Source organism: Aneurinibacillus sp. UBA3580 (assembly GCF_002375825.1).
Taxonomy (GTDB): Bacteria; Bacillota; Bacilli; order Aneurinibacillales; family Aneurinibacillaceae; genus Aneurinibacillus; species Aneurinibacillus danicus.
Map to the genome: position 1 here is coordinate 1 of NZ_DFMZ01000013.1, position 7050 is coordinate 7050.

Consider the following 7050-nt stretch of genomic DNA (forward strand, 5'->3'; position numbering starts at 1 on the left):
ATGCTTGGGGTTTTAACGTATCCCACAACCACCATGGTGTTTCAGCCGCAACCCCGACATGAAAATCATAGGAAGAACAATTGACTTTTGGGGTACGAAGGAAAAGAAAGATGAGAACGAGGGGGTGATTTCAATGGGTAAAAAGGCGAACGCCTTTTTCTTCCCTGGATCTTATTTCCTCTTCCCCTTCCTTCTTTTCTCATGATCTTCACAGAAAAAAGACCCGCCACTGTCTCTCTCTTCGAGAGGCCCAGATGTTTGGCGGGTGTTCAGGCAGCAAAACGCGTGCTTTTTCTCCTTCCCGGCGGAAAAAACAGCGAACCTTGCGCCTTGTCCTGATTTTCTTATAGATATTCGTTTTCGTGTTTGGCTTTCAGTCGATTCCAGCGGCGGTCGACTTCGTTAGCGAAGGAAGCAAGCATTTCCGCATACTCCGGCTTGGTGAGGTGCTTCGTCTTGCCCATCATTTTGAGCCAATCCTTCACTTCAATCCGTTTCTTTCTTGCGTCCGGGTCGTACGTAATGGTCGTCACACCCCTCTCCACTTCATACAGCGGGAAGAAGCAGGAATTGACGGCGGCCTCAACAATATTTCGACCCTGTTCATCGGCGGATTTCCAGTTGAGCGGACAGGCGATAAGAATTTTTCCGTATACCATGCCAACGTTCTGTGCATACCATTGGGCTTTGGCTGCCTTTTTTAGCAAATCCTGCGGGAATGCTTCCGTACCCGTGAATACGTACGGAATGTTAGTGGCCGCCATAATTTGCGCTGTGTCTTTATGGTGGAACGCTTTACCGCCCTGCATCTTGCCGACATTGGATGTCGACGTCATATGACCCATCGGAGTCGAATACGACAGCTGACTGCCGGTGTTCATATATCCCTCGTTATCATATTCAAGAATAATCATCTTATGGTTGCGTAGCGCCGTACCGATTGCCGGTCCCATTCCGATATCCATACCGCCGTCGCCGGTAACCATAACAAATGTAAAGTCATCCGCTACCTGGATTTCACCGCGACGTTTGCGCTCGTGGAACATCTCTACCACACCGGACAGCGTTGCCGCTCCGTTCTGGAACAGGTTATGAATGTATGTCTGCTTATGCGAGCTGTATGGATATCCAGTCGTTACAACCATTGCGCAACCGGTTTGGAACAGCACAACAATATCGCCTTCAATACCTTTAAAGAACAGTTCCAATCCCGGAAAAATCCCGCAGCCCGGGCAAGCGCCATGCCCCGGCGCAATGCGCTTCGGCTTCCCTGTGAGCGCACGCAGCGGCGGAATTTTCACGTCCAGCTTGCCAGTTTCTTCGTTCGGTGTCACGTGAATCAGTCCTGATTTGAACGCATCGCCGTGCAGCGGCTTTAATACCCGCTTCGGTGCTGCTTCCGGATTGCCCGGCGTATGTCCGAAGTAATCGAACGGAACCGGCGCATATCCCAGCTCGGCCGCCTCCATGGCCAGGGCGAAAAACGCCTCTGCATCATCATGGTAGAAGTCCTTGCCGCCGACACCGAAGATCCGGCTCACTACAATCGTTTCGTTGCCTTTGATTTCCTGCAGCGTCGCTTTTAATTCGTGTGTAAGATTGCCGCCATGTCCGCCGTAGGAATCGGCACGCTCCCCGATCATGATGGCCTTGAGGTTTTTACAAGCCTCTTGAATTTCTTTCGCCGGCCACGGACGAATCATGTTCGGACTGATAACCCCGGCTTTAATGCCTTTGGCACGCAGCTGATCAGCCACATCTTTCGCCGTCTCGGCCGCGGAGTTAAGCAGAAATACCGCTACTTCCGCATCTTCCATACGATAGAGATCGAGCACTTCGTATTTGCGCCCCGAAATCTTCTCATATTCTGCCGCTACCTGCTTAAACACTTCGCCAGCGCGGTACATTGCTTCAGATTGCTGATAGTTGTTGTTGATTAAATCAGGGTCATTCATGTACGGTCCGATGGTCACCGGATTTTCCGGGTCCAGTGCATGCACGTATCCGGACGGCACCTTGCCCACGAAATTCTGTACTGTCTTCCGGTCGGCAAAGTAATTCACACGGCGCTTTTGGTGTGACGTGAAAAAGCCATCGTATGCTACCATTACCGGAAGGCGCACATCCGCATGCTCGGCTACGCGCAATGCCATGATGTTCATATCATATACCGCCTGCGGGTCACGCGCCAAAAGAATCGGCCAACCGATATTAAGCCCGTAATATAAATCCGAATGGTCGCCCCGGATGTCAAGCGGACCGCTGATTGCACGGGTAACCAGGTTCATTACCATCGGGAAGCGCGTACCGGACTGTACCGGAAGCTGCTCGATCATGTATAAGAAACCGTTTGCGCTGGTCGCGTTAAACACACGTCCGCCCGCTGCGGCCGCACCGTAACAAACCCCGGCTGAACCATGTTCCCCATCGGCCGGAATCAGCACGATATCATGCTCGCCGCGCGTCTTCATCGCGTCAAGAAACTGCGCCACTTCCGTAGACGGCGTAATCGGGAAATACCCCATTAAGTGATAATTGATTTGAGCGGCCGCCATCGCCGCCATTTCATTGCCGGATTCAAACGTCAGCTTCTGCTCCGGCATCGTTTCTTTCGCCGCACTATCCAATGCCATTTTTTCTGTATTATATTCGATTGCCATTCTAATCCATCCCCTCTTCCTGATTAATTAGCGGCCAGAATAAATTTTTGCGGTACACGATGCTCTTCGGCATAGCCAATTTCTTCTCGCATCTCGGTCAACGCTTCCACCGGACAGGCCTGCACACACTTCAGACAGCCTTTGCAGTACTGATAATCAATGCCTGACAAAAACATCTGGGGACGCCCTTTCTTGTCAGTGCCCTCTTCCCATACAAAACAAAAATCCGGGCAAACCGTATCGCAGGCTGCGCAATGAATACACTTCGAATCGTGATATTCCGGCAGGAAGCCCTGGCGGCTTGCGCTCAAATCTTTCAGGATACTGTTTCCGGGATTCACAATCACTCCGCCAATCGGCTGAGTTTCATAGCCAAGCAGCGGCTCGGGTCGGACGAATTCCTTGCCTGCCGATCCTTCCGGCACTTCATAGGATTTAAATGCTACTTCGTTATAGCCGCGGTCAAACGTGCGCAAGTTCGGCTCCACCAGGTGCGGATATTTCTTCTCGAACGTTTTGCGAATAACGGCGCGCATTGCTTCCGGATCAAGGAAGTCACAGATTCTGAACAGCGCACCGAGCATGGCGGTGTTGACCTTTGTTTTCTCTTCAACGGCAATGCCGAGCGCGTCGACGAGCGCTAGCGTACCGTATTCAAGATGCAGTTCTTCCCTTACTTCATCGAAATCACGTGTGGTATTAACCAGTACGATACCATGTGCGTCCAATCCGGACACGACATCTACCGTTTTGTACAGCGCTTCATGAAACACCCCGACCACGTGCGGCCGCTCGATCGGACTGGCGGCACGAATCTGCACGTCCGGATCGCTAAAGCGAATAAACGCTTTTACCGGCGAACCCTTTTTCTCCGAACCGTACGAAGAAAAGTTCATTCCGTTAAGCCCCAGTCCCAGCACACCAGCTTCCGCCAGCATTTTCCCCGCCAGGTTGGCTCCCAACCCTCCGATAGATTCCAGACGAATTTCATAAAAACCAAGTTCGTTCTTCTTTGGAAGTATCGACATTTCTATTCCTCCCCATCTCAACATACATAAACAGACAATCGCTCTGCCTGAAACACATCTTTCCCCCAGAAAAACCCATAGTCCGTATAACCAACTATAAAATTAGAATTGTCTTGCATTTTAGATTCAAATAAATTATAACAGGTGTATTTTTTTAAAGCAACAGTTTGTCATTGTTTTTCTCTAAACTCCCCTTATTATTTTTAAAGCGCTTACTTTGTTGATAAAATTGAATTTATAATTCTCCCTCATATCGAGGTATTTATTTTACAGTTATAATACAGGACTAAAAAATATTATAAAACAGATATAAATTAACACTATTTATACGTTGTATAATTGACAAAAGAAAAAGTCCGGCGCTGCCGGACTCTGATTTTACCTGAATCTTCGAAAGCTGTAATATAACAATAAAATGATGTACTTATACAGAAGCTGTTTTGACACTCCACACGACTAAAGGTGATGTGATGGTTCCGCGCCAAGTTTTTTATGCTTCCTGCAGGCTTTTATGAATCCATATCGCGGCCTGAGCACCGTCACCAATCGCTACCGTCAGAAGTTGGGAATGCGCCGCCACATCTCCCGCAGCCCAGACGTGGCGCACATTTGTTTCTTTTGTTCGGCCATCCACCGGGATGTGCCCATTCTCCAATCGTTCTACGCCAAGCATGGCGGCAACGTCAGATTCGGCCTTATTGCCGCCAAATGCGATGAATCCCTTTTCCGCTTTGACGACTTGACCGTTCGCTATACGGATGCCGGATAGGACACCCTCTTCTTTGCTCTGCACCTCAAGCACGGGACCGCTGACTATATTCACGCCAGTCTTGGCACACTCCTCCTTCCAATGCTCTGATACAGACTTCCCTTCCGGCTCATGGTTGATATAGGTTAAGTCATCCGTCCAGTAACGAAGCGCGCAGGCCATGGCCGCTCCGGCGTTCCCTGCACCCAATACGACGGCTTTCGTATCGCGAATTTCATACCCGTCACAGTCCGGACATACATAGATCGCCGTGCCGAGTACACGACGCAGCCCCTCGATATTATCCGGGATTCTATCAGTCAGGCCGGTGCTAATCAGCACCCGCTTGGCCGTTACTTCTTTTCCGTCTTCGAGTTTTAATTTAAACCCTTCCTCCCTTTTTCTTGCGCCGCTTACTCTTCCGTCCATAAATTCGACTCCGACCTTCTGGGCCTGAACGCGCCCTCTCTCCCGAAGTTCCGGACCGCTGACCCCGTCAGGAAACCCGAGAATATTACCATAGCGCCGTGCCAGGCTTGAACGTCCGCCTTCTGCGTCAATCACGATTACACGATGCATATAGCGGCCAAGCTGCAGGGCCGCCTGCAAACCAGCGATGCCTCCTCCAATAATCGCACAATCATACATAGGATAGTTCTCTCCTCCTCATGGTACGCAATAAGTTCCTCCTTTTGGTTTGCCCATTCTGCACCGCTTTCACAAGGAGAATTCATCGAAAAATTTGTGACACAATGACGGGCAGAAGCATTTATCTCCTGCCCGTTTCTTTGCTCTGTTTATGAGGATGTTTGTTTGAGAACCTGCAAGCGATACTGGTATCCCTGTTCAACCAAAAACATCTGGCGCCTGTGCGCATACTGTTCTTCTTTTGATTCCGCCGAGACGAGCGAGTAGAAGTGAGCCGTCCGGCCATCCTTTTTCGGACGTAAAATCCTTCCCAGCCGCTGCGCCTCTTCCTGACGTGAACCGAACGTACCGGAGACCTGCACGGCCACACTTGCATCCGGCAAATCAATCGCGAAATTCGCAACACGTGATACGACGAGCGTCCTGATATCGCCGCGCCGAAACTTCCGGTACAGCACTTCTCGCTCTTCCTGGGATGTTTTTCCTGTAATCAACGGCACATCCAGCTCGCTCGCCAGCGCTTCCAATTGCGATACGTAGTGGCCGATAACAAGAACTTGTTCCCCTTCATGCCGTTTCAGCACATCTTTGACCACCGGAGTCTTGTCCGGGTTTTCGGCGGCGATACGAAACTTCCGCCGCTCGCTCACGCCCATGTACTCTGCCTTCAATAAGCCTGACAGCGGCACACGAATCTCGGTGCATACCGCACTTGCAATGAATCCCTGCTCCTCGAGCTGCCGCCATGGCAGTTCGTATTTTTTGGGACCGATGAGACTGAACACATCGTCAGCGCGGCCATCTTCACGCACCAGCGTAGCGGTCAAGCCAAGGCGGCGCTTCGCCTGGATATCAGCGGTCATGCGGAACACCGGGGCAGGCAGCAGATGCACTTCATCGTAAATAATCAACCCCCAGTCGCGTTCATGAAAGAGCGACAGATGCGGAAATTCTCCCGACTCCGCCGTCCGGTGTGTAATCATCTGGTATGTGCTAATGGTGACGGGACGTACCTGTTTTTTCTGTCCGGTATACATTCCGACCTGTTCTTCGGTCAGTGTGGTACGAGCCAGTATTTCGCTTTTCCATTGCTTCACCGATGTAGTACTGCTGGTAAGCACGAGTGTCGCCATGCCGAACCGTACCATCGTCTCAATGCCAACCAATGTTTTGCCAGCGCCGCAAGGGAGCACAATCACCCCGTTTCCTCCGGATGTACTGCCTCCTGCGTAGAATGCATCCACCGCTGCTACCTGATAATCACGAAGCGCAAAGCCCCTCTGTTTGCAAAGCTCCATCTCCACCCGCTCTCCGTCTGTGTAGCCTGCCATATCCTGAACCGGATAGCCGAGTTTTAACAGGGATTGCTTAATAACGCCACGCCAGGCAAACGGTACGATTACTTCGCGCTCGCACAGCCGACGCTCGATTAAGTTAGCGATCGATGCATAGCTTAGAATATCCTCCATGATTTGTGCTCCGGCCGCCGAAAGCACAAGCTCGCCCTCACGCACAAACAACTGCAGTTGACCGAAGCGCGACATTGTCCGGACAATCTCACTTTTTACGGGAGCGGGCACAGGGAATTTGGCATACCGCTCCAGCACATTAAGCACCGTGTCAGCATGCAGGCCAAGTGCGGCTGCGTTCCACAACGACAGCGGAGTTAGACGATAGGTATGAACATAATCAGGACTCTTGACCAATTCAGCGAACGGTGTCAGAGCATCGCGAACCTCACTGTACTTTGGATGGCGCACTTCCAAAAGCAGCGTGCGATCACCCTGGACAATTAGCGGATTTTCCATCTGCGACATATTCCATTCTCCTTCTCTTCCAGAACTTCCTTTTGGGTGTAGTGTATCCAAAAATATAACTACTATGGCTTTTTAGCCCAATCCCGACATGAAAATCATGAGAAGGGCGGCTGACTTTTGGGGTAGGAAGGAAAAGAGAGGAAAGAATG

At 50.8% G+C, this 7050-nt stretch carries 4 protein-coding genes; all 4 read right to left on the reverse strand.

Annotation, left to right across the window (positions count from 1 at the left end):
• Positions 1-344: 344 nt before the first annotated feature.
• Entirely contained in the window at positions 345-2660 is a 2316-nt protein-coding gene (locus tag B2899_RS02555) for a thiamine pyrophosphate-dependent enzyme (RefSeq protein WP_146809055.1), read from the reverse strand.
• Positions 2661-2683: 23 nt separating this feature from the next.
• Positions 2684-3688 carry a 2-oxoacid:acceptor oxidoreductase family protein gene (locus B2899_RS02560; RefSeq protein WP_146809056.1) on the reverse strand — a complete coding sequence of 335 codons (1005 nt, stop codon included), beginning with the start codon at positions 3686-3688 and terminating at the stop codon, positions 2684-2686.
• A 490-nt stretch (positions 3689-4178) separates the two neighbouring features.
• Entirely contained in the window at positions 4179-5084 is a 906-nt protein-coding gene (locus tag B2899_RS02565; RefSeq protein WP_146809057.1) for an NAD(P)/FAD-dependent oxidoreductase, read from the reverse strand.
• Positions 5085-5233: 149 nt separating this feature from the next.
• Positions 5234-6901 (reverse strand): DNA repair helicase XPB, encoded by a 1668-nt coding sequence (locus tag B2899_RS02570; protein ID WP_286883850.1) that lies wholly within the window; start codon positions 6899-6901, stop codon positions 5234-5236.
• Positions 6902-7050 lie beyond the last annotated feature (149 nt).